General features: G+C 50.4%; 22 protein-coding genes and 1 other RNA gene. 14 read left to right on the top strand and 9 right to left on the bottom strand.

Annotation, left to right across the window (positions count from 1 at the left end):
• Positions 1-89 precede the first annotated feature (89 nt).
• The gene (locus ACN0R8_RS05210) at positions 90-689 is read left to right on the top strand and encodes a sigma-70 family RNA polymerase sigma factor (RefSeq protein ID WP_417595764.1); all 600 of its coding nucleotides are present in this window, start codon (positions 90-92) and stop codon (positions 687-689) included.
• Positions 686-1,399, top strand: a complete 714-nt coding sequence (locus ACN0R8_RS05205) for a ChrR family anti-sigma-E factor (RefSeq protein ID WP_417595762.1) — start codon at positions 686-688, stop codon at positions 1,397-1,399. Before ACN0R8_RS05210 ends, ACN0R8_RS05205 begins: the two co-directional genes overlap by 4 nt.
• 91 nt (positions 1,400-1,490) lie before the next feature.
• Here ACN0R8_RS05205 and ACN0R8_RS05200 read toward each other — a convergent pair whose 3' ends face one another.
• The gene (locus ACN0R8_RS05200) at positions 1,491-3,239 is read right to left on the bottom strand and encodes a diguanylate cyclase domain-containing protein (protein ID WP_417595760.1); all 1,749 of its coding nucleotides are present in this window, start codon (positions 3,237-3,239) and stop codon (positions 1,491-1,493) included.
• A 214-nt stretch (positions 3,240-3,453) separates the two neighbouring features.
• Between ACN0R8_RS05200 and ACN0R8_RS05195 the strand changes: the two genes are divergently transcribed.
• Positions 3,454-4,131: a fumarylacetoacetate hydrolase family protein gene (locus tag ACN0R8_RS05195; protein WP_417595758.1), complete on the top strand. Its 678-nt coding sequence runs from the start codon at positions 3,454-3,456 to the stop codon at positions 4,129-4,131.
• Positions 4,132-4,203: 72 nt separating this feature from the next.
• On the opposite strand, the gene rpiA is transcribed toward ACN0R8_RS05195, so the two are convergent.
• Positions 4,204-4,878, bottom strand: a complete 675-nt coding sequence (rpiA, locus tag ACN0R8_RS05190; protein ID WP_417595756.1) for a ribose-5-phosphate isomerase RpiA — start codon at positions 4,876-4,878, stop codon at positions 4,204-4,206.
• Positions 4,879-5,047: 169 nt separating this feature from the next.
• Between rpiA and ilvA the strand changes: the two genes are divergently transcribed.
• Positions 5,048-6,571 carry a threonine ammonia-lyase, biosynthetic gene (gene ilvA / locus ACN0R8_RS05185; protein WP_417595754.1) on the top strand — a complete coding sequence of 508 codons (1,524 nt, stop codon included), beginning with the start codon at positions 5,048-5,050 and terminating at the stop codon, positions 6,569-6,571.
• A gap of 570 nt (positions 6,572-7,141) precedes the next feature.
• Positions 7,142-10,786, top strand: coding sequence for an EAL domain-containing protein (locus ACN0R8_RS05180; RefSeq protein ID WP_417595752.1), 3,645 nt, complete (start codon positions 7,142-7,144; stop codon positions 10,784-10,786).
• 19 nt (positions 10,787-10,805) lie between these two features.
• Here the strand turns inward: ACN0R8_RS05180 and ACN0R8_RS05175 are convergent, their stop codons facing one another.
• The 4 genes from ACN0R8_RS05175 to zapB all read right to left on the bottom strand — a co-directional run bounded on the left by ACN0R8_RS05175 (position 10,806) and on the right by zapB (position 12,240).
• Complete coding sequence (locus tag ACN0R8_RS05175; protein ID WP_417595750.1) at positions 10,806-11,453, bottom strand: 5-formyltetrahydrofolate cyclo-ligase; 648 nt, start codon at positions 11,451-11,453, stop codon at positions 10,806-10,808.
• Positions 11,454-11,499: 46 nt separating this feature from the next.
• A non-coding RNA gene (gene ssrS / locus ACN0R8_RS05170) (6S RNA) lies at positions 11,500-11,679 on the bottom strand.
• Positions 11,680-11,711: 32 nt separating this feature from the next.
• Positions 11,712-12,035, bottom strand: a complete 324-nt coding sequence (locus ACN0R8_RS05165; RefSeq protein ID WP_417595748.1) for a cell division protein ZapA — start codon at positions 12,033-12,035, stop codon at positions 11,712-11,714.
• On the bottom strand, positions 12,028-12,240 hold the full coding sequence (gene zapB, locus ACN0R8_RS05160) for a cell division protein ZapB (protein WP_078319563.1): 213 nt from the start codon (positions 12,238-12,240) through the stop codon (positions 12,028-12,030). Before zapB ends, ACN0R8_RS05165 begins: the two co-directional genes overlap by 8 nt.
• Positions 12,241-12,445: 205 nt before the next feature.
• Between zapB and ACN0R8_RS05155 the strand changes: the two genes are divergently transcribed.
• The 9 genes from ACN0R8_RS05155 (at position 12,446) to ACN0R8_RS05115 (ending at position 21,623) form a co-directional block, all read left to right on the top strand.
• The gene (locus ACN0R8_RS05155; RefSeq protein WP_417595746.1) at positions 12,446-13,048 is read left to right on the top strand and encodes a UPF0149 family protein; all 603 of its coding nucleotides are present in this window, start codon (positions 12,446-12,448) and stop codon (positions 13,046-13,048) included.
• Positions 13,049-13,163: 115 nt separating this feature from the next.
• Positions 13,164-14,600, top strand: coding sequence for a Xaa-Pro aminopeptidase (pepP, locus tag ACN0R8_RS05150; RefSeq protein ID WP_417595744.1), 1,437 nt, complete (start codon positions 13,164-13,166; stop codon positions 14,598-14,600).
• Positions 14,601-14,640: 40 nt separating this feature from the next.
• Positions 14,641-16,017 carry a 2-octaprenyl-6-methoxyphenyl hydroxylase gene (gene ubiH, locus ACN0R8_RS05145; RefSeq protein ID WP_417595742.1) on the top strand — a complete coding sequence of 459 codons (1,377 nt, stop codon included), beginning with the start codon at positions 14,641-14,643 and terminating at the stop codon, positions 16,015-16,017.
• A complete protein-coding gene (locus tag ACN0R8_RS05140; protein WP_417595740.1) occupies positions 16,017-17,306 on the top strand; it encodes an FAD-dependent monooxygenase in 1,290 nt (429 codons plus the stop codon). Before ubiH ends, ACN0R8_RS05140 begins: the two co-directional genes overlap by 1 nt.
• A 98-nt stretch (positions 17,307-17,404) precedes the next feature.
• Positions 17,405-17,929, top strand: coding sequence for a YcxB family protein (locus ACN0R8_RS05135; RefSeq protein WP_417595738.1), 525 nt, complete (start codon positions 17,405-17,407; stop codon positions 17,927-17,929).
• Between the two features lie 129 nt (positions 17,930-18,058).
• Positions 18,059-19,261: a class I SAM-dependent rRNA methyltransferase gene (locus tag ACN0R8_RS05130; protein WP_417595737.1), complete on the top strand. Its 1,203-nt coding sequence runs from the start codon at positions 18,059-18,061 to the stop codon at positions 19,259-19,261.
• Complete coding sequence (locus ACN0R8_RS05125; protein ID WP_417595735.1) at positions 19,254-19,793, top strand: acyl-CoA thioesterase; 540 nt, start codon at positions 19,254-19,256, stop codon at positions 19,791-19,793. Before ACN0R8_RS05130 ends, ACN0R8_RS05125 begins: the two co-directional genes overlap by 8 nt.
• A gap of 45 nt (positions 19,794-19,838) precedes the next feature.
• Entirely contained in the window at positions 19,839-20,663 is an 825-nt protein-coding gene (locus ACN0R8_RS05120) for a hypothetical protein (protein ID WP_417595733.1), read from the top strand.
• Positions 20,664-20,933: 270 nt separating this feature from the next.
• Positions 20,934-21,623, top strand: a complete 690-nt coding sequence (locus tag ACN0R8_RS05115) for a metal-dependent hydrolase (protein ID WP_417595731.1) — start codon at positions 20,934-20,936, stop codon at positions 21,621-21,623.
• Positions 21,624-21,645: 22 nt separating this feature from the next.
• On the opposite strand, the gene ACN0R8_RS05110 is transcribed toward ACN0R8_RS05115, so the two are convergent.
• The 3 genes from ACN0R8_RS05110 to ACN0R8_RS05100 all read right to left on the bottom strand — a co-directional run bounded on the left by ACN0R8_RS05110 (position 21,646) and on the right by ACN0R8_RS05100 (position 26,492).
• The gene (locus tag ACN0R8_RS05110) at positions 21,646-22,713 is read right to left on the bottom strand and encodes an NAD(P)/FAD-dependent oxidoreductase (RefSeq protein ID WP_417595729.1); all 1,068 of its coding nucleotides are present in this window, start codon (positions 22,711-22,713) and stop codon (positions 21,646-21,648) included.
• A 115-nt stretch (positions 22,714-22,828) separates the two neighbouring features.
• Positions 22,829-24,184 (bottom strand): sigma-54-dependent transcriptional regulator, encoded by a 1,356-nt coding sequence (locus ACN0R8_RS05105; protein WP_417595727.1) that lies wholly within the window; start codon positions 24,182-24,184, stop codon positions 22,829-22,831.
• A gap of 13 nt (positions 24,185-24,197) precedes the next feature.
• On the bottom strand, positions 24,198-26,492 hold the full coding sequence (locus ACN0R8_RS05100) for an ATP-binding protein (protein WP_417595725.1): 2,295 nt from the start codon (positions 26,490-26,492) through the stop codon (positions 24,198-24,200).

The following is a 26,492-nucleotide window of genomic DNA, read 5'->3' as shown; positions in this document are numbered from 1 at the left end:
ATAAAATAAATTCAATGCTCCGACCGATCTGCAGGTGATCCGGCTGATAAGCCGGTGCGTAGAAAAGCCGAGATCACGGGAGAAAACGGATGGAAAAAGTGCAATCAGCATCTCAGAACTGGAATCAGGCGCTTACGGATGTCGGTTTAAATCGTAATCGGGAAAAATTTGCCGCCCTGTACCAGCATTTTGCTCCGCGGGTAAAAACCTATTTACTCAGATTTGGGTTGTCTGATGCTAAAGCGGAAGAGCTGGCCCAAGAGGCTTTGCTTCAGGTCTGGCGAAAAGCCGAGCAGTATCATGCTTCAAAGGCTGCGGCTTCAACCTGGATCTTCTGTATCGCCCGTAATCTGTTTATCGACCAGCAGCGTTCCGGTAGGGGTAAACTTGAACAAAGTACGGACTCCTACCATGAACATGAAGGATTGCTGAACCATCACGAGCAAGCCGGTGAGGATGACAACAGCTGGCAGAACTCAAAAAAGCATATAGAAGACGCTTTGAAAGAATTACCGCTTATGCAAGCTCAGTTAGTTTATAAGTCCTACTATCAGGGTAAGAGTCACAGCGAAATTGCTGCAGATCTTGAAATTCCGATTGGTAGTGTAAAATCCGGGCTACGTCTGGCTTTTAAGAAATTAAGAATGTCGCTAGCTGCCGACAGTCTGGCCGGTGGAGAGTCACTATGAAACAGAACCATATCACAATGTCTCAGGCACCGGCATTTCAGCCTGATTCGACGCCCAAGCACCACCCGGATGATGCGACTCTGCTGAGCTATGCTTCAGGCAGCTTAAGTGCAGGTTCCCAGATGCTACTACAGTGCCATCTGGCCTGTTGTGAACACTGTCGTCAGCGTGTAGCGGAGGCCGAAGCCGTTGGCGGGGGGTTGCTTGATGGCCTGCCTCAGGCGGTCATGAATACCGATGTGGATGATATCTTTGCAAAACTGGATCTGCTGGACTCTGATCCGGTCTCTCAGTCGGAAGAGTTACCTGTTAAACGACCTGATTGGTTGCCGGAATGGGCTGAGCCGGTTGCTAAATGGCTGGAGACAGATCAAAACTGGCAACGTTTAGCGCCGGGTATTAGCCAGATTAAATTCGATCAGCCAGAGTTTTGCCAAGATAAGGCGGTACGCCTACTGAAAATATCTCCTGGTACCTGTATGCCAAGCCATGGCCATAATGGTAGTGAGCTGACGCTAATTCTTAGTGGCTCCTACTGTGATGAAACGGGTCGGCTTTGCGCTGGTGATGTTGCAGATCTTGATCCGGATATTAAACATCAGCCTATTGCTGACCGTGACCAGGATTGTATCTGCCTGATTGTCACCGATGCACCGCTTAAATTTGAGGGCTGGATTCCAAAGTTGATGCAACCGTTCTTCGGGCTATAAACGCTATGTGATGTTTGCACTGAATCTAGAAAAAGTGACCAGCCGCCCTCTGTTATAAGGGCCGCTGGTAAACATAATGGCTTCAGAGCCTTCAGCGCCCGGCTCTTTGCTTCTTTTTGTCGGCGTACATTTTCTGATCCGCAGCATCAAGCAGTGTCTGTGCATCCAGCCCATCCTCTGGATAACAGGCAACGCCGATGGACGCTCCAAGGGAAACTTCAGTGCCTTCGGGTATTCCATCCAAAGTCTGAAGAGGCTTAGATACCTGTTCGTAGACGGCGTCCGTTGTTGTTTTGATATGAGCATCATCTGCAGGTGCTGAGAGTACGATTACAAACTCATCACCACCCAGCCTGGCCAGTATATCGTCTTCACCGATGATCTGTTGCAAGCGCAGACTGATCTCCCTGAGTGCCAGATCTCCATTGATATGGCCCCAGGTATCGTTCAGTGGTTTGAACTTATTCAGGTCGATGAATAGTAATGCCACTTGCTGTTTTTTCTCTGCAGCGATAGTGATCTGGCGTTCCAGATAAGGCTGCAGGGCATTGCGGTTAGCCGTGCCCGTGAGCTGATCGGTAAATAGCTGCTGCTGCATTTTTTTGAAACTGGTCGCCAGCAGGCCGATCTCATCATCGCGCTTGGTGGTAATAGGGCTGACCCTTTTGCCGTCGCCAAACTGACTGACCGTTGTCGCCAGGCTGCGGATAACATTGGCAACATGACCCAGACGGCGAGAACCGATCGTGATGGCGATAATAATGGCCAGCAGGCTTGCCAGAGCCAACCAGACTGTCAGGCGGATACTGCTGCCAATAACATCTGAATAGGGTTCGATAATTAATGCTACCCAGTCTAATCCGGCATCATCGGTGATGCGCTTATAGGCGACCAGAACTTGAGTGCCATCCGGGGCGTTAGTCAGAGTGACTGCTGCAGGTGCTTTGGGATCTATCGTTGAGAACTGCGGAAGGTACTTATTCAATAAACTGTTAAACAGAGGGTCCTGAGTCTTTATCCCATTGACCCGCTTCACTTCGTTCCCAATACGTTCTACGTTGGGCGAAAATGAGGCCGCAATGAGCATACCATTTGGCTCGACAATGGCGGTACGGGCATCCTTTGAGACTCTGAGCTGTTGTACAAACCGGTTCAGCTGTGAGAGGGGTAGGTCGGTGGCAACGACACCTTGTGTTTTACCTTCAGCAGAGAGTACCTGGCGAGCACGGGTGACCACTAAATCCTCGGAGGAGAAGTCGACATAAACAGCGGTCCAGGTATGTTTTGTTTTGTGCTGAACCGTTCTGTACCAAGGGCGTTCTCGCGGATCAAAGGGCTTGCTTTCCCGGTAGAGAAACTCCGGGTTGTCACCGAGGCTATCCAGTCGATAACGGTTGCGTGTAACATCGTTGTCGAGACAGAGGCGAATCTCCGCAGGTTCCTCCCTGGAGCGTTTCAGCCCAAAGCTCTGTCCCGCTTCATTGCCGTAGTAAACGTAGTTATTTGACTCAGGGTAGAGAGCAGTTGCAGTCCAGAAGCGTTCACGCATGGCAGGCAGATCGTCTTTCAGGTCTGATGAGGCGCTTAATTCGTGGGGGAATGCGGTTTCCAGGACGGCTCCTGAACCATACATGTGTCGATCAACGACAAGACTGATTCGCTCTGTCTGTTCGGTCAGGAGTTGCTTTGAGAGTGAAGCCAGTGCATTGCTGCCAACCAGGTAACTAAGTGTTGAAATAACAAAAGTGACCAGCAGCATTAGGACAATAAAGGGTGTAATCAGGCTGATTTTGAGGGAGCGACGTATTCCTTGGGAAACATTGACGTCATCCTTGGTCATAATCTATATCCTCATAGCAGCCTCATTGTTAGGGCGGCAATTCTAGTGCGTCAGTTTTGATTTGCTAGTCCAGAACAAGTTCTTGCGACTAAAGTATTGTGCGTTATTGATTTTAAGAACAGGATGAAAATCTTGTAGAAAAGCAAATTTATGGCGGATAATAATGTTATCCCTGTAAAAAAAAGATGATATTGATAATAAAAGGAACTCTGATATGGCCTTTAACCTGCAATGGGCTGATAGCAAGCCAACGCCATGGACCCTGGGTAAGATTGTTTGTATTGGGCGTAATTATGCGGAACATGCTAAGGAACTGAACAACCCGATTCCGGCAAAACCGCTTCTGTTTATTAAACCGTCTACGGCAGCTGTGGATATTGCTCAGCCTTTGGTGCTGCCTGAAGGCCAGGGTGAGTGTCATCATGAGGCAGAGGTTGCATTACTGGTAGGGGATACCATCCGTAAGGTGAGCCCTGAAGAAGCAATGACCAATATTGTCGGTGTGGGACTGGCACTGGATCTCACCTTACGTGATCTGCAGAGCCAGCTTAAGGAGAAAGGTCATCCGTGGGAGGTAGCTAAAGCTTTTGATGGCTCGGCTCCCCTTTCAGGCTTTATTCCCTGTGGACCTACCTGCGAGCAGTTTCTTGAAATTAATCTGAATGTAAACGGGCAGCAACGTCAACAAGGGAGCACGGATCAGATGATCACCCCAATGGCGGAGTTGGTAAGCTTTATCAGTCATATTTTCACACTTGAAGCTGGGGATGTGATTCTGACGGGGACACCGGCGGGAGTTGCGGCACTGAACTCAGGTGATACGTTTGAAATGTCGATAAAGAACCGACAGCATAAGTCTCTTCTTCAGGTCTCAGGGTCTGTCGTAGCCTGACCTGATGGCTGTGGGGATGAAATGCAAAAATAAGCGACAGTGCAGGACTGTCGCTTTCTGAAAGCCTGTGATTTATTTGGCTTTAAGGCTTTTAACACCATCCGCACAACCGAGCAGCAGTATATCTGCCGGGCGCAAGGCAAACAGGCCGTTGGTCACAACACCTGTGATGTTGTTGATCTTTTGTTCGATGGTTAAAGGGTCATCGATCGGAAAATTGTACAGATCCAGAATGACGTTACCGTTGTCGGTGACGAAGTCTTCACGGTACATCGGGTTTGCTCCCATTTTTACCAGCTCACGAGCTACGTAGCTGCGTGCCATTGGAATCACTTCAACTGGCAGCGGGAATCCACCCAGAATGTCCACCTGCTTACTTTCATCAGCAATACAGATAAATGTCTGAGAGGCGGCACCGATAATTTTTTCGCGGGTTAGTGCACCACCACCACCTTTGACCATGTGTAGACGGCCGTTTACTTCATCTGCACCGTCAACATAGACCGGAACCGTGCCAACACCGTTCAGATCGTACACGGTGATACCATGAGCCTGCAGACGTTCCCGGGTTGCTTCGGAACTGGCTACGGCACCATCAAAATCCAGTTTGATGGTGGCCAGCGCATCAATAAAGAAGTTGGCAGTGGAGCCGGTACCAACCCCAACAATGCTGTCTTTATCAATGATTTTCTTAACTTCTTCCAGTGCCGCCTGGGCAACCGCTTTTTTCAGTTCGTCTTGAGTCATGGGGATATGAGCCTGCTTGAGATCTGTTTTAAACGCTTTTGGATAAAATTCCCGCTCATTATACGGGCTAAGCCCGGTAAGCTGTAGACGTTATCTTGCCTTAAGGCATAAGATAGTCGCCCCTATGGTAAAGCCCTATAAATAACGAATCTATTGTGTTGTGCAGAGAGTGAAGAAACAGATGTTGGAAAGATACGTAAAACGCATTTTGCAGGCTCGTGTATACGATGTGGCCAAAGAAACCCCTCTGAGTGAGGCCCGTTTTCTCTCCAAGCGCCTGAACAACACGATTTTGATTAAGCGTGAAGATCTTCAGCCGGTTTTCTCTTTTAAGTTACGCGGTGCCTACAACGCCATGGCCCAGCTGTCAGATGAAGAGAAAGCCCGGGGTGTGATCACCGCATCTGCCGGTAATCATGCTCAGGGTGTGGCGATGGCTGCAAAACATATGGGCGTCAAGGCAACGATTGTGATGCCGAAAATCACCCCGGAGATCAAAGTCGCTTCTGCAAAAGCCCGAGGTGCGAAGGTGATTCTGAAAGGTGATGCTTTTGCCGAAGCTTCTCAGTATGCGCAGGAACAGGTGGCTGAAAAAGGTTACACCTATATTCCTCCCTATGATCATCCAGAGGTGATTGCAGGTCAGGGTACGGTGGCGATGGAAATTCTGCGTCAGTACCCGGCGGATATCGATGCTATTTTTGTTCCGGTTGGCGGTGGAGGACTGATCGCAGGTATCGCCGCTTATGTGAAGTATTTGCGCCCTGAGATCAAAGTGATTGGTGTCGAGGCGCAGGATGCGGCTTGCCTGAAAGCGGCACTGGATGCCGGTGAAAGGGTTGTGCTGGATCAGGTTGGAATTTTTGCAGAGGGGGTTGCTGTTGCTCAGATTGGTGAAGAGCCATTTCGTATTGCCCGGCATTTTGTTGACGAGGTGGTCACGGTGACTACTGACGAAATTTGTGCAGCTGTAAAAGATGTGTTTGAAGATACCCGTGCGGTGTCTGAGCCTTCCGGCGCACTATCATTAGCTGGCTTGAAAAAATATGTTCAGCAGAATGCGGTGGAAGGTGAAACTCTGATCTGTATTAACTCCGGAGCCAATACCAACTTTGACCGTTTACAGCATATTGCAGAGCGTGCTGAGCTGGGTGAGAAGCGCGAAGCGATTTTGGCGGTGACGATTCCTGAGCATCCCGGTAGTTTTAAGCAGTTTTGTAAAATTGTTGGTCGCCGTATGGTCACTGAATTTAATTATCGCTATTCGGATAGTCGTGATGCCAAAATTTTTGTCGGTATTCAGCTAAAAGATATCAATGACCGGGCCGAGCTGATTCAGTCTCTGGAGGAGAAGGGCTACCCGACCATCGATCTAAGTGATAATGAGATGGCTAAGCTGCATATCCGCCACCTGGGAGGCGGGCGTAATGATGATGTTGAGCATGAACAGCTGTTCCGCTTTGAGTTCCCCGAGCGTCCGGGAGCCTTGCTGAATTTTCTGAATAACCTGGGACAAAACTGGAATATCTCTCTGTTTCACTATCGGAATCATGGTGCCGCATATGGCCGTGTATTGATCGGTATGCAGGTTCCTGAGCAGGATAAGAAAAAAGTTTCTGAGTATCTGGATCGTATCGGATATCGCTATTGGGATGAGAGTGAAAATCCTGCATATCAGCTGTTCTTGCAGTAAGTGCATGTTGGGGATCTTCACCTGAGATGCTGTGCTGGTGTTGTTTTTGCTTATCATTCTGAGTATCGGTTTTTGGGACAGATAACGGCAACCATCTGCCGATAAAAAAGGTAATTGAGGTATGTATTGCAAAGCAGTCGCACCTCTATAGAATGAAAAGAAAGCCTCAATCTGGATAGTTTTTGTCTGGTTTTAGGGCGTTTCGTTTTTTATTTGGTTTTAAGCTCAAGTGATAACAGCAGGGAATAACCATGAAAAGAAAACAGCCTGATCTGGTGACAGTACTGATACTGGTATTTGGATTAGGGGTCGTGGTGACAAGCTATGCGCAGGGATTGCTCTGATTGTTTGTTGCAAGTCATCCTCCTGTGGATGACCAGACTTGCCTGACGTGAAGCCTTATCAGTGACATCCTTACCGGATGCTGCCGACTCAAAACCCCACACTAATGTCGTGGGGTTTTTTGTTTGCAACCTGCTAATCTGAATCAGAGGAAAGAGGGATATGATTGCCTGCTTCTGTAGGAATGCAATATCGGCTGGAATTCTGACGCTTTTCTAAGGATCGCCCGTGCAGCACTTTTTTTTGGTTGTTTTACTGGTTCTCTCAGTCAATATTATTGCAGGCTTTTTAGGTCTGCAGTTGGCTATTCCTCCGGGTTATGCAACGGCTATATGGCCACCATCAGGTGTGGCGCTCGCCTCTACTCTGATCTGGCGATCCCCGGGGGTTGTTGGTGTTTGGCTGGCATCTTTCCTGGTTAATATTCTCAATCAGCACGGGCTGGCGCTGCCATCGTTGGGCAGTGTGCTTTCTATGGCCTGGATCGCCAGTGCATCGGCTGCTCAGGCGTTGTTTGGGGCTTTTCTGGTTCGCCGCTATGTAGGCTACCCCTCGCGGCTTAATAAGGCTGGTGACATTATCCGGTTCTTGCTTCTCGCCGGGCCTGTTGCCTGCCTGGTGAGTGCCACCTTCTGTGTGGGATATCTGGTCAGTTCCGGTGTAATGGCCCTGGAAGGGGCGCAGATCAACTGGTTGACCTGGTGGGTTGGCGATACGATCGGGGTGATTGTCTTTACACCTTTAATGTTTCTGGCGTTTGCTTTACCTCGTCGCTATTGGCGTGCCCAGCGCCTATCTGTAGGTCTTCCTTTAGTACTGATTATCTTTTTTACCATTCTTATGTACCGGCAGGGACTGGAAAAAGAAGAAGAGACCCAGAAAAACCGTTTCGAGGGCCAGGCCCGGGCTTTTGCCTTAGCTATTCAGACAGAGCTGGATGCTCATATCAGCCAACTTTATAACCTCAGAGGCTTTATTTATTCTGACTTTGACCTGTCGCCAGCAGACTTTGAGCGCTTTGCTAATGAGATGCTACAGCGTCAGGGCAGCCTGCATGGCCTTTCCTGGAATATCTATCTAAAAGGCCATGAGCGGGATGAATTTGTGCTTCATATGCGTAATGTGTATGGCAATGTACCTTTTATGATCCAGGAGCGGCACCCGGTTTATGGGCTGGTTCGAGCTGAAAACCGAGATAGCTACGTGGTTGTAACTCTGATTGAGCCTTTTGATGTTAACCAGGCGGCATTGGGCTTTGATGTCTTGTCCAATCCCTTACGCAGAGAGGCTCTGGAGAAAGCGGTTCAATCAGGGTTACCCAGCGCAACTGCACCTATTCACCTGGTCCAGGAGAATGGTGAGCAGGAAGGAGCCCTGATTTTTTTGCCTGCTTTTCACAGCAGGAGTACACCGGATAGTGAAGGCGAACGCCTTGATGCTCTGGCAGGTTATGTCGTTGCAGTAGTTCGTATGGCAGACCTGGTGAATGAAGTTCTCAGGCGACACGAGCTTCAGCAGAACGGTGTAAAACTCTACCCGAAAGGCCTGGAGGATCAGCCCTATTATTTGAGCGATGGTTTCTCTAATGAAAGGAGAGATAAGCTGGCATACCGTTCGGAGATTCAGGTTGGTGCTGATGTTTGGGTGATGGAACAGTGGGCCTCCCGGCAGCTAATGGGGTACTCCTGGGGCTTATATTTTGTCCTGACTGGCGGCTTTTTTGTATCTGCTGTGCTGGGCGGTGTTCTGTTGGTACAGGCCGGTCGTACTGCAGAAGTTTCCCGGCAGGTTCATATACGAACCCGTGAGCTGCAAAAGAGTAACGAGTTGCTGGCAGAGTCTCAGCGTATTGCTCAGATGGGGAGCTGGGAGTGGGCACATAACGGTCGTCCGCACCAGTGGTCAAATGAGTTTTACCGGCTTTTGGGGTTGGACCCCGGCGTTCATATTGCCAGCGATGCGCTTTTTTTACAGCAGGTGATACCTGCTCAGGTCTCTGTCGTTGAGCAGGCTCTGGATGCCGCCTTAAGAGGCCAGCGTCTTGATATTGAATGTACGCTTCGTAGTGAAAACGGCTCTGATCAGTGCCATCTGTCCCTTAAGGGAGAGCGTGTACTGATGGGGGGGAGCAATGCTTCCAGCAATCATTTTCTATCCATTGTTGCTCGGGATATCACAGAGCAGCGTCGCTCTGCTCAGGCGCTGGAGCTTGCCGCTATCACCTTTGAAACCCATGAGTCGATTGTGATTACTGACGCAGATACTGTGATTCAGCGGGTTAACTCAGCATTCTGCCAGATTACGGGGTATCGCAGTGATGAGGTTTTGGGTTGCAAGATCAGTATTCTCAAGTCTGGGCGGCACGGTAATAATTTTTATCGCAAGCTTTGGCAGTCTCTGATTCTGCAGGGGCACTGGCATGGAGAGATCTGGAATAAGCGTAAGGATGGCTCTATCTTCCCAGAGCTGGTGACGATTACTGCCGTTGATACTCTTGGGCAGGGAGGAACCACACACTATGTTGCGGCATTCCTGGATATTACGGATAAAAAAGCCAGTGAGGAGCGAATTCGTTATCTGGCTTACTATGACTCTATAACGGAGCTTCCGAACCGTGATCTCTTTATGGAGTCTCTGCGCCATCAGCTGATGCACTGTGGACGTCATAATGACTTTAGTGCTCTGATGTTTATGGATCTGGATGACTTTAAGATGCTGAATGACTCCCTCGGCCATGAGATGGGGGATGAGTTGCTTAAGGCGGTTGCTGAACGGTTGAGTGCTACCTTAAGAGCGGAAGATATTTTCAGCCGCTTTGGGGGAGATGAGTTTCTTTTTCTGTTACCCGGTGATGTAGACTCCGCCGATTTTGTTATGGACCAGGCCGCCCATGTGGCAGAGCGTATTCTGCAGGTACTGGAAGAGCCGTTTGACCTGAAAGGGCATCGCCATAAAGTTAGCGCCAGTATCGGCATTACCTACCTGCCTCAACCGGATGTCGAAGCGGAAGGGTATATTCAACAGGCGGATACAGCCATGTATCGGGCTAAAAGTGCTGGCAAGGCTGCTTTCGCTTTCTATGAGCCTGGTATGCAGGTTGAAGTCATGCACCGGCTTGAACTGGAAAAATCGATTCGGATTGCGCTGGAAGAAGACCAGTTCAGGCTATTTTATCAGCCTCAGCACGACAGCAATGGCGTGATGATTGGTTGTGAGGCTCTTATCCGTTGGCAGCACCCGGACGAGGGTTTGATCGGCCCCGGCTCTTTTATCTGCATTGCTGAGGAGAGTACGATTATTATTGATATCGGCATGGCGGTACTTGAAAAGGCGTGTTATCAGATGCAGCTCTGGCAGGATACATCGCTCGCTCACTGTAAAGTATCTGTCAATATCAGCTCACGCCATTTCGCTCATCCTGATTTTGTCAGTCAAATCGAGTTTATGCTGGCAAAATACCCTGCTGCCAAAGGACTTCTTTGGATAGAAATAACTGAGGGCGTTTTTCTTAAGTCGGGCCAGGACCTGAATACAACTCTGCGGCATCTGGAAAAGCTGGGAGTGTGCTGCTCCATCGATGATTTTGGAACAGGGTATTCATCTCTGGGTTATCTGAAAAAACTGAAAATTGATCAGATTAAGATCGCACAGGAGTTTGTCCAGGATCTGGTAAATGATGAGAAAGACGCTCAGCTGGTGAAAGCGATTTTACAGATGGGGCTTAGCCTTGGGCTTGACCTGGTGGCTGAAGGTGTAGAAACCGAGGCTCAGTATAACTTTCTGAGAGAGTTGGGCTGCCCATGTTATCAGGGCTACTGGTTTGCCCGTCCTATGCCTGCTGATGAGCTTTTAGAGTATTCGGCAAAGCCTTAAAAGGAGCGTTTATGAGTTGTTACGCCCGATAAACACCTTGATCACTTGCGATAGCCTGTAGCGGAATATCCCAGTCAGCAATGGGCAAATCATCAGCTTTCTGGCATTCGTGAGCTAAGCCTATCACCGCTGGTTTGGCAAACTTTCTGTGGCGGGTGAAGGCAAAGGTGCGGTCATAAAAGCCACCTCCCATACCCATACGCCCGCCCTGCTCATCAAATGCGACCAGAGGGAATAGCACCAGATCTAGGTCTTCCGGTCGGCAGCGGTTGCGTTTTTTATCCGCAAAACCCTTCAGTTTTGGCTCCGGGATTCCGAATCGGTTATGGGTCATCGGTGTTTTATGATCAAAGCGAACAAACCACAGGCGGTTTTCTACCAAAGGTTGCAGTACCGGCAGGTAACAAACCTTGCCCATTTTCCGTGCCTGTTCAATCAGTTGTGTCGGGTCGATCTCGCCATCATTAGGCAGATAGAGTGCAATTCGTTTTGCCTGCAGAAATTCCGGCAGTGCCAGTACCTGGGCTTTCAGGCGTGCCGCTGCTTTTTTCTGTTCAACAACACTCAGGGCGCGGCGTCGTTGACGCATCTCGCGACGAAGCTGAGTTCGGCTCAGTGTCAGGGATTCAGGTGACATATCGGGTGATGGTGAAGAGGTCGCTGTCATCGTCAGACCGGAATAGGCTTGGGGAAATTTTGGAAAGAGAGGGTGATAAAGCCCCAGAGTGCCGCTGCTGCCGTTGCCCTTGAACCAATTAGGTTCAAGGTGGGTAATCATCGAAGTACCTAAGGCTTTCCGTCGCGCGGACATGCACACGGGTACTCACGGATGATTCCCTGGGTTTGTAATTAGGCTCGAGGACGTTAACAGCTGGCGAACACCCCAGGAATCAGGGAAAGAGTATAACGCAGGCAATAAAAAAAATCAGGCGGCGTTGCTATCTTTATCATCCTGGCGAAGAGCCTGAATGGCGGCGGAGAGCTTTTCATTAATACGCTGAACCTGTTCCTGTGAGTCGTCGCCTTCCCGAGAGTCGTGCAACATCTCATAGGCGATATTCAGGGCTGCCATAATAGCAATACGCTCTGTGCCGATCACTTTACCGCTATCGCGAATCTCACGCATTTTGCGATCAAGATATTTGGCCGAGTTGATCAGGTCGTTCTGTTTATCATCGGGGCAGCCGACCACATAACTACGTTCGAGAATTTTAACTTCGACGGTTTGACTGCTCTGTGTTTCACTCATCTTGTGGCTCCGATGGCCCTAAGCGGGTTAAAAGATAACTGACTTTCTCTTCCGTGGCCTGACGCTCTTGCGTCAGGGCTTCCAGTTCTGTGGTCTGTTGGCTAACCGTATTTTTGAGTCGCTCATTCTCCTTGCGCAGATCAACGCAAATTAAAAGCAGCTCATGTATCTGTTTTTCCAACTGATCTAAATCGTCAGTGTCCATAAAATTATCTTTAGCTGAGGATACCCGTACTATAGATCTGCGATTGTAACTGGTCAATTGACGTGAATGAATACTAACTTCCTGACAAATGAGCTTTTTCTCGTCAAAATAGACTGTAATCCAGTGATTCGTGAACCGGTTCTCTGTTATTGGGGCCGGATTTACTGATTTTTTATTAAAGTACTTGCCGGAGAAAGGCCCCCCTATGACAGATGTTCAACAGCAAACCGAAATTCAACAACCCGTTTTTGCCCGAATCAGTGATCTGTTTTTACGCCACGGTTGTTTGCATGCTCCAGCCGAGCTGCATGGCGATCTCTGCGGTCAGCTTTGTGCCGGACAGATACCGGACCTGGACACCTGGTTACGTCAGGCGATGCAGTTTATGGATGTGGCTGAACTGGATAGCGATGAGTCTAAAGTAGAACTGGCTGAATTGCTTGAACAAACGGAAGCAGGTATTAAAGATCAGGATCTGGGCTTTAAGTTACTGATTGCCGATGAAGACTTCTCGCTGAATGAACGCATGCAAACGTTGCTGGAGTGGTGTGAAGGATTCCTTTCGGCGCTTGGTGATAACCAGACCTTTAAGGAAGGTAAGCTGTCTACAGACCTGAAAGAAGCCCTGCAGGATCTGGAGCAGATTGCAGAAATGAGCGAGCCATTGGACGATGATGAGCAAAATGAAAAGGATCTGTTTGCTGTCAGTGAATACGTCCGTATGACGGCCATGATGCTTTATACGGAGTGTAACCCAACGGCTCCTCAACTAGATGAGGCTGCTCAGGAAGCGAAGACACTGCAATAGATTTTATAGTCTTCGCTGGTATTACACCGTTTAGTTACTGTCACCGTATTGATAACGTGCCGCACATTAAGTCCAGAGAGCAGCTGATCTCAGACGTTGAATAACAGGAGTCGATATGACGCAAGTAAGCAGTACCCGGCAGAAGCTGCCCCAGGCTGGAGCCAGCCTGACTGAAAAAGCTTTGATAAACCGCAATATCACTGCTGCAAAGGAAACGTATGCTATTCCCGCTGAAGAGTATGCTCAAAGACGGCAGCGCCTGATGGATCAGCTGCCGGAAGGCAGTGTTGCGGTTTTGCCGGGGGCCGAAATACGTTATCGCAATAACGATGCCGATTACGCCTTTCGCCAGAATAGTGATTTTTACTACCTGACGGGCTTTGCTGAAGAAGATGCCTGGCTGATTTTGACTCCGGGCCATCAGGATGGCGACAGTCATCTGTTTTCGTTGCCAAAAGACAGGGCACAGGAAGTCTGGACCGGCTTTCGTATTGGCCAGGATGCGGCAAAAAAAGATTACGGAATAAGCGAGGCTTACACACTGGGTCAGCTGGATACCCGGTTGCCAGAGCTGCTTAACGGTGCGCAACACCTGTTTTATCCGATGCAGGGCGATGATGCACTGAGCCGCCGTATCAATGACGGGTGTCAGCAGTTGCGTCAGAAGGCCCGTATGGGGGCAATCGCACCGGAGCAACAGCATAATCTGTTGCCGTTGATCCACGAGATGCGCTTGTTTAAAAGTGACGCTGAGCTTGAGGTGATGCGAGTGGCAGCAGATATCTCTGCTGAGGCCCATAGCAGAGCGATGCGTGTATGCGAACCGGGCATGATGGAGTACCAGCTGGAAGCTGAATACCTCTATCACTTTATGCGGTCAGGAAGCCGTGCCCCGGCTTATAACACCATTGTCGGTGGTGGTGCCAATGCCTGCATTCTGCATTATGTGGAAAATAGTCAGCCTCTGCAGGCGGGAGATTTGGTTCTGGTTGATGCCGGCTGTGAGCTGGAGCATTATGCCGCAGATATTACCCGGACATTCCCGATTTCCGGCAAGTTTAACCCGGAGCAGGCTGCGCTCTATCAGGTTGTTCTCGAGGCTCAGTATGCCGCCATTGATCAGGTGCAAGTGGGTCTGGATTGTCATGCACCACACCGCGCTGCCCTGAATGTACTCTGCCAGGGGCTGCTGGACCTAGGGCTTCTGACCGGAACGTTGGATGAAGTGATCGAATCGGAAAGCTATCGTCGTTTCTTTATGCATGGTACCAGTCATTGGCTCGGGATTGATGTGCATGATGCAGGGCGCTACAAGATTGATGGTCAGTCACGGCCGCTTGAGGCGGGTATGGTGCTGACCGTCGAGCCTGGGCTTTACGTTGCCCATGACGATGACACTGTAGACGCGCACTGGCGCGGAATTGGCATCCGTATTGAAGATAACGTTATCGTTACTGAATCAGGCCCTGAGGTGATTACCTCGGGTGTGCCAAAAAATATTGCAGAAATTGAAGCACTTATGACCGGTCAGGGCGTTGGGCTGGCCGTATAGCGAATACGACCCGAAACAGGTCATATACAGGAGACAACCGGTGACAACAGCCGTTTCAGCTTCCCAGGAAGCCCGTCAGATACCCGCCTACGATATTGCCATTATCGGTGGTGGTTTAGTGGGAGCGAGTCTCGCCTGCGCACTGGAAGGTTTTGCCCGTGAGCATAACTGGTCGATTGCTGTGGTTGAGGCTGTAGCTGCTTCCCATAGCCCAGCAGACGCTGATGCGACACCCACCGATATCAAAACCAGTTACGATGCCCGCTCAACGGCGCTCTCCTGGGGAACACGGCATATCTATGAGCAGATCGGACTCTGGCAGCAGCTGGAACCCCATGTGGCACCAATCCGAAAAATCCATGTTTCTGACAAAGGCCATCTGGGAGCTACCCGGTTGAATGCGGCAGATCATCATGTGGATGCGCTGGGCTATGTCGCACCGAATATCGCCCTGGGGCAGATACTACTCAGCGGTGTTAAGCAGGCGCAGCATGTTGAATGGTTCTGCCCGTTTAAAGTGACCGGCTTTGACATTAATGCCGAGAAGCACCGGCTGACCCTAAGCCGTAGTGATGACGGTAGCGAGCATCAGATAGAGGCTGGGCTTGTGGTTTTGGCAGACGGTGGCCAATCGGGGCTAAAGCAACAGCTGAATATTGTCGACCATGTCCGCCCATATGACCAGTGTGCCATTGTCTGTAACCTCACCATGAGCCAGCCCCATGAAAACTGGGCATTTGAGCGCTTTACCGCAGACGGGCCTATGGCTTGGCTGCCCTTACCGGAGGCAAAAGATGTCGCACTGGTTTGGACGGTGTCTGCTGAGCAGATGGATGAGGTGAGCGAGCTTTCAGAGGCAGATTTCAAGCGCAAGCTGTTACAACTGTTTGGCCCGCGCCTGGGGGATATCGAACGTATTGGAGCGCGGCACCAGTATCCGCTGACACTGATTCGTGCCACTGAACAGGTGCGTCCCGGCTTGGCTGTTTTGGGAAATGCAGCCCACTATATGCACCCGGTGGCGGGGCAGGGCTATAACCTGGCGTTAAGAGGTGTTGCTGAGCTGGCTGGAGTGCTGAATGAGGCGGCGAATCAGGGTGAAGCACTGGGTAGCCTTTCAACTCTGCAGCGTTATCAGCAGCGCCGGGAGTCGGATCAGGATGCCGTGATCGGCTTCAGTGATGGTCTGATACGCCTGTTCGCCAATGCTAATCCGGTGCTGGGACATTTGAGAGCCGGAGGCCTGATGCTACTGGATCGACTGAAACCAGCCAAACGCTGGTTTGCCCGTCAGGCGATGGGGATTGGTGGCTCCTCCGTGCGACTCTATCCACTTACCGAGCCGCTTGAGGCCCCTGAGCCAGAACAGAATGCTGCTTATCATAACCCCATAACAACACCGTCAGGAGAAGTCTGATGATCGATCGCCAAACGCAAGCCTGTGCAGCAGACAATCTGCAGCTATACGATCTGATTATTGTTGGTGGGGGTATGGTTGGCGCTGCCATCGCCTGTGGTGTCGCCGCAACGGGAATGAAGATCGCAATTCTGGAAGCCGCGGATCAGGAACCCTTCTGGAACCCTGAGAGCGTGGATCCCCGTGTCAGTGCACTAACCGAAGCCTCCCGCCTGTTTTTGGATAGCCTGAACGTATGGCATTGTATGCAGCAAAAACGGGTGACGTCTTACCAGCAGATGAAAGTCTGGGAAGCAGATGGCACCGGACATATCGAGTTCAACTGTGATGATGTTTTTGCAGAAAATATCGGTCATATCGTTGAGAACAGCGTTACCCAGACCGCCCTCGTTGCCCAGAGTAAATCCTACGATAATATCCACTGGCACTGCGGAATACGAATTGAAGGCATCAGCCCAGGGTTGGAAAATAAAGCAAAGCCCGGCGATGTTCAGCGTCAGGTTTATCTTCAGGATGGCCGGGTGTTACAGGCAGGGTTGATTGTTGCTGCAGACGGAGCCCGGTCCTGCCTGCGTGAGTGGGGTGGTTTTGAAACCCGTGAGTGGGATTATGGCCACGAAGCCATTGTCTCCACGATTAAATCAGAGCAACCCCATGGCGGCACCTGCTGGCAGCGCTTTATGCCAACCGGGCCTTTAGCCTTGTTGCCGGTGACCGTTTCAGGGGATGATCATTATTGCTCTATCGTCTGGTCGACCACACCGGAGGAATCTGCTCGTCTAATGTCTCTGGATGCGACGGATTTTTGCTCTGAGTTGTCGCTGCATTTTGAGCATAAACTAGGCCGGGTGATCAGCTGTGATCCGCGCTACAGTTTCCCGCTGCGCCAACGTCACGCCAAACGCTACTGGCAGCCGGGGCTAGTGCTGGCCGGCGATGCCGCCCACACCATTCACCCTCTTGCGGGACAGGGTGTAAATCTTGGCTTGCTGGATGCTGCAACGCTGGTGGAAGAGCTGACCGCTGCTTGGCAGCGCAAACAACCGCTGGGTATTGAGCAGACGCTGGGCAAATATCAGCGTCGACGTATGCCGGACAACCTGAAAATGATGGCGCTGATGGAAGGTTTCAAACGACTGTATGGCCCGGTGCCACTGCCTCTGCGCTGGTTGCGCAATACGGGTATGAGCCTGGTAAATAATACACCCTCGGTGAAGAAACAGCTGCTGCGGCAGGCGCTGGGTGAGCGGGATGGGCTGCCGCGTAATGCTCAGGTACATCTGGCCTGATGACCGACCTGTTGCGATGGTGTAAGAAATGAACCTCGAACACTAAATACAGTCAGATAGCCGTTAATTATCCCATGAAATTTTTGACAGGAGACGTCATGTCCGCCATTGAAATTAAATACCTGTGGAGTGAGCAGGTTTATCTGGAAGCCAGCGATGAGCACACCAAGCTTGGCGCGGCGAATACGAAAGATAAGATCGTCACTCTTGTGGTTGGTGCTCTGATTCTGCTGAGCGTATTTATGATGTTTGAGCGTGGTTTCCAGCCTGCAGACTCTATGGCACTGGTACTGGCGGTTTACTGGTTTCTGATTCGCGGTCGTATGCACAGAAAACTGCTGCTAAACCGCTTTCAGAAAAGCGACCAGAAAGATCAGCAGATCAGTCTGCTGATTGATGATGACGGTGTCAGCGCAAAAACCGGCGATAAAACAGAAGGCCAGTTTGGCTGGGGTGATATCTCTAAAGTGGTTCGTACGCCTAGGGGCTTTCTGTTATACCGTGGCGTAAATTATATCTGGGTTCCTTTGGCTGCTTTTGCAGATGATGAGTCCTGCGAGCGCTTTGCCGCACTTTGCGAGCGAAAAGCTGGTGCTTTTGCGGATAAATCAGACGCTCAATAAGTCTGATTTTTTCGCTTCCGGCGGAGAGCAGGGTAAAACAGGCAGGGGAAACCCTCCCTGTTTTGGTTATAATGCGCGCCTACAATCGATACCCGATATCTCAATCCCTGTGTCAGTGAGAAAAACACCATGTCAGCAAGCCCTTTAGCCACCCTGCGTCTGCGTAAAAATGCCGAGCGCCGTATCCGTGCCGGCCATATTTGGCTGTACAGTAACGAGGTGGATACCAATATTTCTCCACTGCGTAACTACACCTCTGGTCAGCAGGTTATTGTTGAGGGCTATAACGGCAAGGTGTTGGGAACCGCGTATATCAATCCGCAGACCCTGATCTGTGCCCGTATGATCAGCCAGAACCCTGAACAGGTGCTGGACAAGTCCTTGCTTGTGCATCGTCTCAAAATTGCTTTAGGTCTGCGTGAACTAGCGTTCCCGACGCCTCATTATCGTCTGGTTTACGGTGAAAGTGATCTGTTACCGGGTCTGGTGGTGGATCGTTTTGGTGATGTGCTTTCGGTACAGCTGAATACTGCCGGTATGCAGGTGCTGGAAGACGATATTCTGGATGCGTTGGAGAAAGTGCTTAAGCCCCAGGCGATTGTGTTGCGCAATGATGGCGGCATGCGCAAGCTGGAAGGCTTGGTAGAAGAAACCCGTGTTGCCCGTGGCACTCTGCCGGATGAGGTTTATCTGGAAGAGAACGGCGTTAAATTCCATGTGCCGATTCTAAGTGGCCAGAAAACTGGTTGGTTCTACGATCACCGTATGAATCGTGCCCGTCTGCAGCACTACTGCAAAGGCAAAAAAGTACTGGATCTGTTCAGTTATGTGGGTGGTTGGGGTGTGCAGGCCGCAGCGGCTGGCGCAAGTTCTGTACTTTGTGTTGATGCCTCAGAAACGGCATTAGATGAAGTGGAGAAAAACGCCAGTCTGAACGGTGTCAGCGACAAAGTTGAAACCATGCTGGGGGATGCTTTTGAAGCGCTGAAACAGCTGATTCAGGAAGGTGAGCGTTTTGATGTGATCGTGCTCGACCCACCCGCCTTTATCAAACGCCGCAAAGATATCAAAAATGGTGAGCTGGCCTATCAGCGTATCAATCAGCTGGCGATGCGCCTGCTGGAGAAAGATGCCATTCTGATCTCGGCTTCCTGTTCGATGCATCTGGCTTATGATCGCCTGATCGATATCGTACGCAGTACCTCTCGCCATGTGGATCGTCAGGCTCAGATTCTTGAGCAGGGACACCAGGGGGCGGATCATCCGGTGCATCCGGCGATTCCGGAGACCGCTTATCTGAAATCTCTGGTGGTTCGCGTTTTCCGTGACTGATACCCGAGGCCATAAGAACAGGTTATCCACACCGACTGCTGGGCAAGAGGTTGTGGATAACGGAGTGGTCGATTGTGTGGGAGTACTGAACTGGCTGGTGCCGGAACAGGGGCAGCAACATCCCTTTCTTTTGCCCATCAACGTAACGTCAGATGCCATCGATCACTACGGGCACGTCAATAATGCGGTCTACCTGAAGTGGCTGGAAGAAGCGGGTTGGGCACATCTCCATCAGTTGGGCATCACCCTTGAGCGTTATGGCGCTTGGGATGTTGCCATGGTGGTACACCGGCATGAGCTGGATTATGTCGCTCCCGCCCATGAAGGTGATGAGCTGATTATGGCAACCTGGCTTGAGTGTCATAACCGCATCAGTGTCTTCCGCCGCTTTGAACTCAAGCGCATCCGCGATGGCAAGACACTCTTCAAAGCCTACAGTCATTACGTCTGCACCTATATGAGCAATGGCAAAGCCCGACGTATCCCGAAAGCGCTGACAGAGTGTTATGATCTGGCTTGTCCATCGGGCTGAGTCTGATGGCACTCTGACTTAGTATCTCCGGGACGACAACACGCTATGAAGCTTTATCTCTACCTTTCTTTCCGCCATCTTGATGTACTGCGCAATAATCGCCTGCACTTTAGCGGAGCTGTGGAGCGCCAGGACCCATTTGAGATTAACCGCCCGTCTGTACGCAAGGCGCCGGATCAGACTCCGATCAGTAATGAAGATTTTCAGGCAGAGCTGCGCCGTCAGTACTCAGCACTGCCAAAGCACATGCAGGCGTTGGTGACAGAGGAGTATTTCTGTGAACAAGCCGCTAAAAAGCGCCCGGCCATTGAAAAGCAGATGCGACAACGCCAGCAACCGAAAGTCAAAAAATTGCCAGACCCGAAAAAGCTGCAATCCTTAGCACTTTGTCGTTTTTTTAAAGCGCCGGACAATCCGGTATTGTGGGAACGCTATTGTGATAACTATAAAGGTTTTGTTATTGAGCTGGATGGCGGCCACAGCTACTTTATGCATCCGAAACACAAAGAGCAGCCACAAGTGTTGCGTCCTGTTACCTATTCCAATGAGCGGCCTTCGGTGAAAGCCCGGGTGCAGCCTTTTCCTTCTCTGTTCTATCGGGGCGAAGGCTGGAGCTTTGAACAGGAAGTGCGTCTGGTTCGACCTAAGGAAGCAGCAGATAAAGTAGCCAATACCAGTAATCAGGAATTTTTTCTGTTTAACTTTCCTCCAGGTTTGGTCAAAAAGGTGATAACAGGCTGTAATGCATCGGCAGATGACCGCAAACAGTTAAAGCAGCTGCTTTCTGTTGATCTGCGCTATAAAAAAGTAAAACAGGCTAATATCTGGCTGGACCCGGATCTGTTCGAACTGCACGTTAAACCCGCCTGACCGCTTTGCTTTTTCATCAGGGCTGGGCTTATTAAAGCTCAGGTTCTGTACTCTTTTTTATGTTTCCTCACTTCGCTTTAAGTGACCCGGTCACCTCTATTTGATCACTCGGATCACTGGGTTCCTGTCTCAGATTTTCAGAAAACGATTGGATTTATTACTGGTTTTATTTCCAGTAATCGCTATGCTTTTAAGCGCTAAGTTTTTGTTTTTACTTACTTTGCCTATTAGTTGATGCTGTTATTTCTATTATTTTTCCGGGTGTGATTTATGGCAAATTTTCAAACCCATCTTGGCGGGGCGGCTCTGGGTGGTGGTTTTGTTTTATCTGGTGCACTCGTTACTGGCCTGATGTCGCTGAATGAAGCGATTGCCGGGTGGTGTCTGGTGATGATTGGTGGCATTTTACCGGACATCGATTCTGATCACTCCAATGTGGTGCGGGCACTATTTTCAATATTGGGAGGGATTGCTGCCGTACTTTCGGTGGTGGCTTTGGCCGATAAAGTGCCCCTCGCAGGGCTTTGGCTGGCAGGGGCTACCAGTTTTATCGCGGTACGTTATGGTATCTGGTATGTTTTTGCCCGCTTTACCGTGCACAGGGGGATTTTCCATTCGTTGTTGGCTGGCTGCCTGTTTGCGGTTTTTACCGCCTTTCTGGCTTATCAGGCCGTAGATTTATCGGAAGATGTCAGTTGGCTGATGGGTATCAGTTTGTTGATAGGCTATCTGATTCACCTGTTGCTGGATGAGTGCTACAGCGTGGATCTGACCAATGCCCGTATTAAGCGCTCCTTTGGCACTGCTTTTAAGTTGTTCGACTACCAAAATATAGGTAATACCATCCTGATGTTTAGCCTTCTGATGGGGCTGATTACCACTGTAGCACCCCCCATTACTGAACTCTGGTATCTGATGACAGATCCCAGAGTACGCTGGAGCTGGCAGAAAAGCTGGTAAGAGCAGTCATGCATCAGAGTGATTATTTATTCAGACCACTGAGAAGGGTGTGGCTTAATGCCATGGCAGACTGCCAACTGGCCTCAAAGCCGAACCCCGCTAACCAGTCACCACAAACGGAAAGTCCGGTTTGAGGATCATGAAGGAAGCCGGAATCCAGATTCAGGCTGGTACAGGTGCTGTACAGCCAGCGATGGCAGCGGGCGCTGTCCGCAACCGGCTGGGACTGCATCAACTGATGGAAGGCATGTTCCAGTGCTTTCTGTACATGCTCTTTCTCATCATCCACCATCTGCAGGCTCCAGTCTGCTTTGGCCTGAATTACCCAGATATCTTCTGCAAGGTGACGTCCGGGTTTACGGCTATCCCGCACGACACGACGCAGAACAGGGTGTTCGCCTTCAAAGAGTTCTATCGGTGTGCTTAGGGGTGTTTCAAAGCCCAGCACCAGAGTCCAGCAAGCATCAGGCTGAACCTTCTGTGCTAATGCTTGCAGCGCAGGTTCTGCTTTAAGTAGCGGGACAGCCTGAGGGGCTGGTGTTGCCACAACAACCTGATCAAATGTTCCAAGAGCATGGTGTGCGGTATCCGTCAGCAGCAGGCTGCTACGACCGTTACTCATCCGGGGTTTAACCGATTCGACACGAATCCCGCTGTGAAGTGTGATGTTGTTGTGGTTGATCAAGGAGCGGGTTAGTGCGCTCAGACGGTTGTTCCCTACATAGCGTTTTCGGTCGGGTTGAGCTTCTCGTTGGAAATTCTGAGTAATCGGTTGCCAGAGATGCAGGTGCCCTTCAGCCTCTTGTTTGGAGAGCCAGTCCTGAAACGGCAAGTGATGGGCAGAAGGTTTTGCCTCCCATTCCAGCCAGTTGGCGCCAAGGTCAGCGGTTTCTTCCCCGACTCTGCAGCTGGCAAGCCGACCGCCGGTGCCTCTGCTTTTCTCAAACAGATCTACCCTGCAGCCGGCTTCTGCCAGTTGGTGAGCTAAGGTACAGCCCGCAAGGCCTGCACCGATAATGGCGATGGACGGGACTGATGACGTACCTGAAGTCGTATTTAATGACGCTGAATGAGATTTAGACGCTGACATAGAGTAACCCTGTGGTTTTGATGGGGCTTCCTACGCAGATTAGCAGGTTTCAGTTTGACCGGACAAATATGCCACTGCTTTGATTGGTTTTATACTCAGAACAGCGTTGGTTGAATCAGGTAAAATCATCCCGCCTGAGGCCGTATTTTTTTAGTTTGTCGTAGAGGGTTTTCCGGGGCAGACCCAAGGCTTCCATGGTGAGTTTAATGGAGCCTTTCTGGCGGGCAAGTTCCTGCTCGATCAGGCTGCGCTCAAACATCTCGACCTGCTGGGGCAGGGTGAGTGGGGCGGTGGACTCCTCACCAAACATGAGTTGCTCCAGATTATAGTCACAGGTTTCACCTAGCAGAACATAACGCTCAGCCAGATTACGCAGTTCCCGTACATTACCCGGCCAGTTATGGCTCATAAGCATCGAAATGTATCCGCCATTTAACGGAGGGGCTTCACGCTTTACCTGGTTGGAAGCAATCAGCGCAAAGTGTTGGAACAAAAGAGGTATATCTTCCATGCGCTCACGCAGGGGAGGAATATCAAGGGTAACGACATTGAGTCGGTAATAGAGATCCTCGCGGAAATTGCCTTCTTCAGCAGCCTGTTTCAGGTCTACCTTAGTGGCGGCGATGATGCGAATATCTAAGGGAATTAATTCATTACTGCCCAATCGCTCAATGTAACGTTCCTGTAGTACCCGCAGGAGCTTAACCTGCAGTGACAGAGGCATGCTTTCAATCTCATCCAGAAACAGAGTGCCACCGTTGGCATGTTCAAACTTACCGATACGACGTTTCTGAGCACCGGTAAATGCACCAGGCTCGTGGCCAAATAGCTCAGATTCGATAATGGATTCTGGTACAGCACCGCAGTTGATGGCGACATAGTTTTTGCCCTGACGTGGGCTATGCTCGTGCATAAAACGGGCAACCTGGTCTTTGCCTGCGCCGGTTTCACCAAACAGGAGAACATCGGTCTGAAGTGGGGAGACCTGTCTGGCCATTTTCAATAGCTGCTGCATGACCCGGGTTTTGCCTATGATGCGAGGGCCGGGAGCGCTATGGACTTCCAGATCCTGCTTAAGCTGACGATTTTCCAGGGTCAGGTGACGTTTCTCTTCTGCTCGTTTTACCACATCCAGCAGTAATTCATTGGAAAAGGGTTTTTCAAGAAAATCGTAAGCGCCTTCACGAATCGCATTGACCGCCATAGAGATGTCTCCATGGCCTGAGATCAGAATGACAGGAATGTCGCGGTCAATACGCAGGGCTTCACGCATAAACTCAAGCCCATCCATACCCGGCATGCGGATATCTGAGATGATGACGCCATCCCAGTCCGGTGCCAGTTGCTGCAGGGCATGTTCCGCATTGTCGAAGCTTTTAGGCGTATAGCCTGCCAGAGAAAGCGTCTGAGCCACTGTTATCCGAAGATGTTTTTCGTCATCAATCACAAAAACGCCGGAGGCCTGGCTCATAGAATTCTCGCTGCTATCGATAGGAATTTTTTTCCGGGAGGGAGGCCGAGGGTCTGCTGTTGACCTCGGGGGCTTCAGCAATGGGCAGAGTAACTCTCAGAGTGGCTCCACCTTCCGGACGATTAAATGCGGTAATACTACCACCAAAATCGCTGATGATCCGGTAGGAAATGGATAGGCCGAGTCCCAGACCTTTGCCACCTTCCCGTGTACTAAAAAAGGGGGTGAAAATCTGACGCAGGTTTTTAGACGTAATACCCGCGCCGCTATCAGCGACATCAATAATAGCCAGGTTGTTACTATCCCGTTGAGCCTGCCTCAGGCTGACGGTGATTAACTTCTCCCGGCGCCCGGATACGGCAAGCAGTGCATTACTGATGAGATTTACGATCACCTGCTCAAGGCGCACAGCGTCGGCCCGGACAAAAAGATCCTGATCAGGGAGGGTAATATTGAGTGCAATCTGCTCTTTTTCCAATTGAGGCCTGAACAGCCGCAGCGCATATTGAATGGTCGCCTGCACCGAGACAATAGCCAGCTGACCTTCACTCTTACGGGCAAAGAGTTTCAGCTGGGCGCTGATGGTTGCCATACGATCTGTCAGTTCAACAATTTGCTCAAGGTTACCCTGAGCCATATCGGGTTGATCGCGCTGGATAAAGGTTACGCTGTTCTCTGCGTAGGTACGAATTGCAGCCAGAGGTTGATTGAGCTCGTGATTGATACTGGCACTCATCTGACCAAGGACTGCCAGTTTCGCGGCCTGAATTAACTCGTCCTGCGTTTTTTGCAGAGTTTCTGCGGTGTGGCGGTGCTGCTCAATCTCTTGCTTGAGTCTGTCGTTGGTTTCGGTCAGATCCTGAGTTCGCTCAACAACCCGGTTTTCCATCTCATCGTAAGCTGCCTGAAGAGCCTCCTCATGCTGCTTTCTTTCAGTGATATCGTGCAGGGTGATCATATAGTCTGATCCCTGACTGCGGCCCATCATGCTGATGATCATCTCTACAGGAACCGGCTGACGGTCTTTACGTAAACCCTGTACCTCAATGGGGTGACTGCTGGCTTCGGTAAGAGCCTGCTGACAGTGTGGTTTGTGATGATGGTTGATCAGATCGCTAAAGTTATGGCCGTGCAACTCATGGAGCTGATAGCCAAAAAGGACTTCGGCGGTTGGGTTGATGTAGTCCACCTTGCCAGCACGATCCATTGTAATAATGCCTGCTTTGGTATTATCCAGAATAGCGCGGATGCGGGCTTCGTTTGCCTCAAGAGCCTTTTTGGTTTCCCGGTCGTGACGCACCCGTTCCCGCTGAATGCGCTGGCGCTGCAGGCTGTACAGCGTCAGTAATACCAGCACCATATAAATACCCGCTGCAAGCAGGCTGTTTTTCAGAATTTCAGTGCGGACATTTTGGGTGTTTTTCAGAATGTGCAGATGCCATCCTGCATTCGGCATAGCCCGATTAAACTGCAGGTAGGTATTGACCTGTATGTTGTCAGTATCCCTGTCCGATGCGATCTTAACCAGCATACCTTCATCAAATGTCTGTGCGACCCGGTAAGCCAGCGGTTTAATGTCCTGCTCCCCGTAGCGTTTTGATGTGTGAATCCGCTCGAGGTCATGATTACTGAGGTTGTGTATGCTGTGCAGTAGCCACTCCCGGCGACTGGTAATAAAGATGATGCCGTCCGGGTCTGTCACAATAAATTCTGTTCTCGGGTCTTTCCAGGGTATTTCGAGGTTTTTAACCACAATCTTGACCACAAGAACACCGATCGGAGATGACCCGCTAAATACGGGGTAAGAAAAGTAATAGCCCCGCTCGCCTGATGTTGTACCAAGGCCGTAGAAGCGTCCGGATTGTCCGTTGATTGCTTGCTGGTAGTAGGGGCGGTAGCTGAAATTCTGACCAATAAAGCTTTTGGGGTTTTGCCAGTTGCTGGCGGCGATGGTGGTGCCTTTTTCATCTAACAGGTAGATATCGGAGACATCGGTGATCTGTTTGAAATTTTTCAGAATGGCGTTGAGCTGCTGAATGCTGTCAGGCTTGGGCTCCCTTAATACCCCTGCAAGGTTCTGCTTGTTCACCAGAATTTCTGGCAGAAACTCATATTTATCGAGTTTACCTCTGAGGCTGGCGATATTCAGCGTCAGTTCATTACGGGCCTGAGACTCCAGCTGACTCAGTTCATAGTGTTCTGTCCAGGCTGCGACCTGCCAGATAATAAAAATAAACAGCAGCAACATGCCCAGACTGCTGAGCAAACTATGACCGTCGTTAGAGTCTGTCTGAACCGTAGGTGTCAT

Source organism: Oceanospirillum sp. (assembly GCF_048265165.1).
GTDB lineage: Bacteria > Pseudomonadota > Gammaproteobacteria > Pseudomonadales > Halomonadaceae > Oceanospirillum.
The sequence above is the reverse complement of the archived record's forward strand: the minus strand, read 5'-3'. Positions and strand labels throughout refer to the sequence as shown.

Bases quoted from the DNA above. Each gene is read 5' to 3' on its own strand.
- ACN0R8_RS05210 (WP_417595764.1), top strand. From the start codon at position 90: ATGGAAAAAGTGCAATCAGCATCTCAGAACTGGAATCAGGCGCTTACG.
- ACN0R8_RS05205 (WP_417595762.1), top strand. From the start codon at position 686: ATGAAACAGAACCATATCACAATGTCTCAGGCACCGGCATTTCAGCCT.
- ACN0R8_RS05200 (WP_417595760.1), bottom strand. From the start codon at position 3,239: ATGACCAAGGATGACGTCAATGTTTCCCAAGGAATACGTCGCTCCCTC.
- ACN0R8_RS05195 (WP_417595758.1), top strand. From the start codon at position 3,454: ATGGCCTTTAACCTGCAATGGGCTGATAGCAAGCCAACGCCATGGACC.
- rpiA (WP_417595756.1), bottom strand. From the start codon at position 4,878: ATGACTCAAGACGAACTGAAAAAAGCGGTTGCCCAGGCGGCACTGGAA.
- ACN0R8_RS05175 (WP_417595750.1), bottom strand. From the start codon at position 11,453: ATGACAGCGACCTCTTCACCATCACCCGATATGTCACCTGAATCCCTG.
- ACN0R8_RS05165 (WP_417595748.1), bottom strand. From the start codon at position 12,035: ATGAGTGAAACACAGAGCAGTCAAACCGTCGAAGTTAAAATTCTCGAA.
- zapB (WP_078319563.1), bottom strand. From the start codon at position 12,240: ATGGACACTGACGATTTAGATCAGTTGGAAAAACAGATACATGAGCTG.
- ACN0R8_RS05155 (WP_417595746.1), top strand. From the start codon at position 12,446: ATGACAGATGTTCAACAGCAAACCGAAATTCAACAACCCGTTTTTGCC.
- pepP (WP_417595744.1), top strand. From the start codon at position 13,164: ATGACGCAAGTAAGCAGTACCCGGCAGAAGCTGCCCCAGGCTGGAGCC.
- ACN0R8_RS05140 (WP_417595740.1), top strand. From the start codon at position 16,017: ATGATCGATCGCCAAACGCAAGCCTGTGCAGCAGACAATCTGCAGCTA.
- ACN0R8_RS05135 (WP_417595738.1), top strand. From the start codon at position 17,405: ATGTCCGCCATTGAAATTAAATACCTGTGGAGTGAGCAGGTTTATCTG.
- ACN0R8_RS05130 (WP_417595737.1), top strand. From the start codon at position 18,059: ATGTCAGCAAGCCCTTTAGCCACCCTGCGTCTGCGTAAAAATGCCGAG.
- ACN0R8_RS05120 (WP_417595733.1), top strand. From the start codon at position 19,839: ATGAAGCTTTATCTCTACCTTTCTTTCCGCCATCTTGATGTACTGCGC.
- ACN0R8_RS05115 (WP_417595731.1), top strand. From the start codon at position 20,934: ATGGCAAATTTTCAAACCCATCTTGGCGGGGCGGCTCTGGGTGGTGGT.
- ACN0R8_RS05110 (WP_417595729.1), bottom strand. From the start codon at position 22,713: ATGTCAGCGTCTAAATCTCATTCAGCGTCATTAAATACGACTTCAGGT.
- ACN0R8_RS05105 (WP_417595727.1), bottom strand. From the start codon at position 24,184: ATGAGCCAGGCCTCCGGCGTTTTTGTGATTGATGACGAAAAACATCTT.
- ACN0R8_RS05100 (WP_417595725.1), bottom strand. From the start codon at position 26,492: ATGACACCTACGGTTCAGACAGACTCTAACGACGGTCATAGTTTGCTC.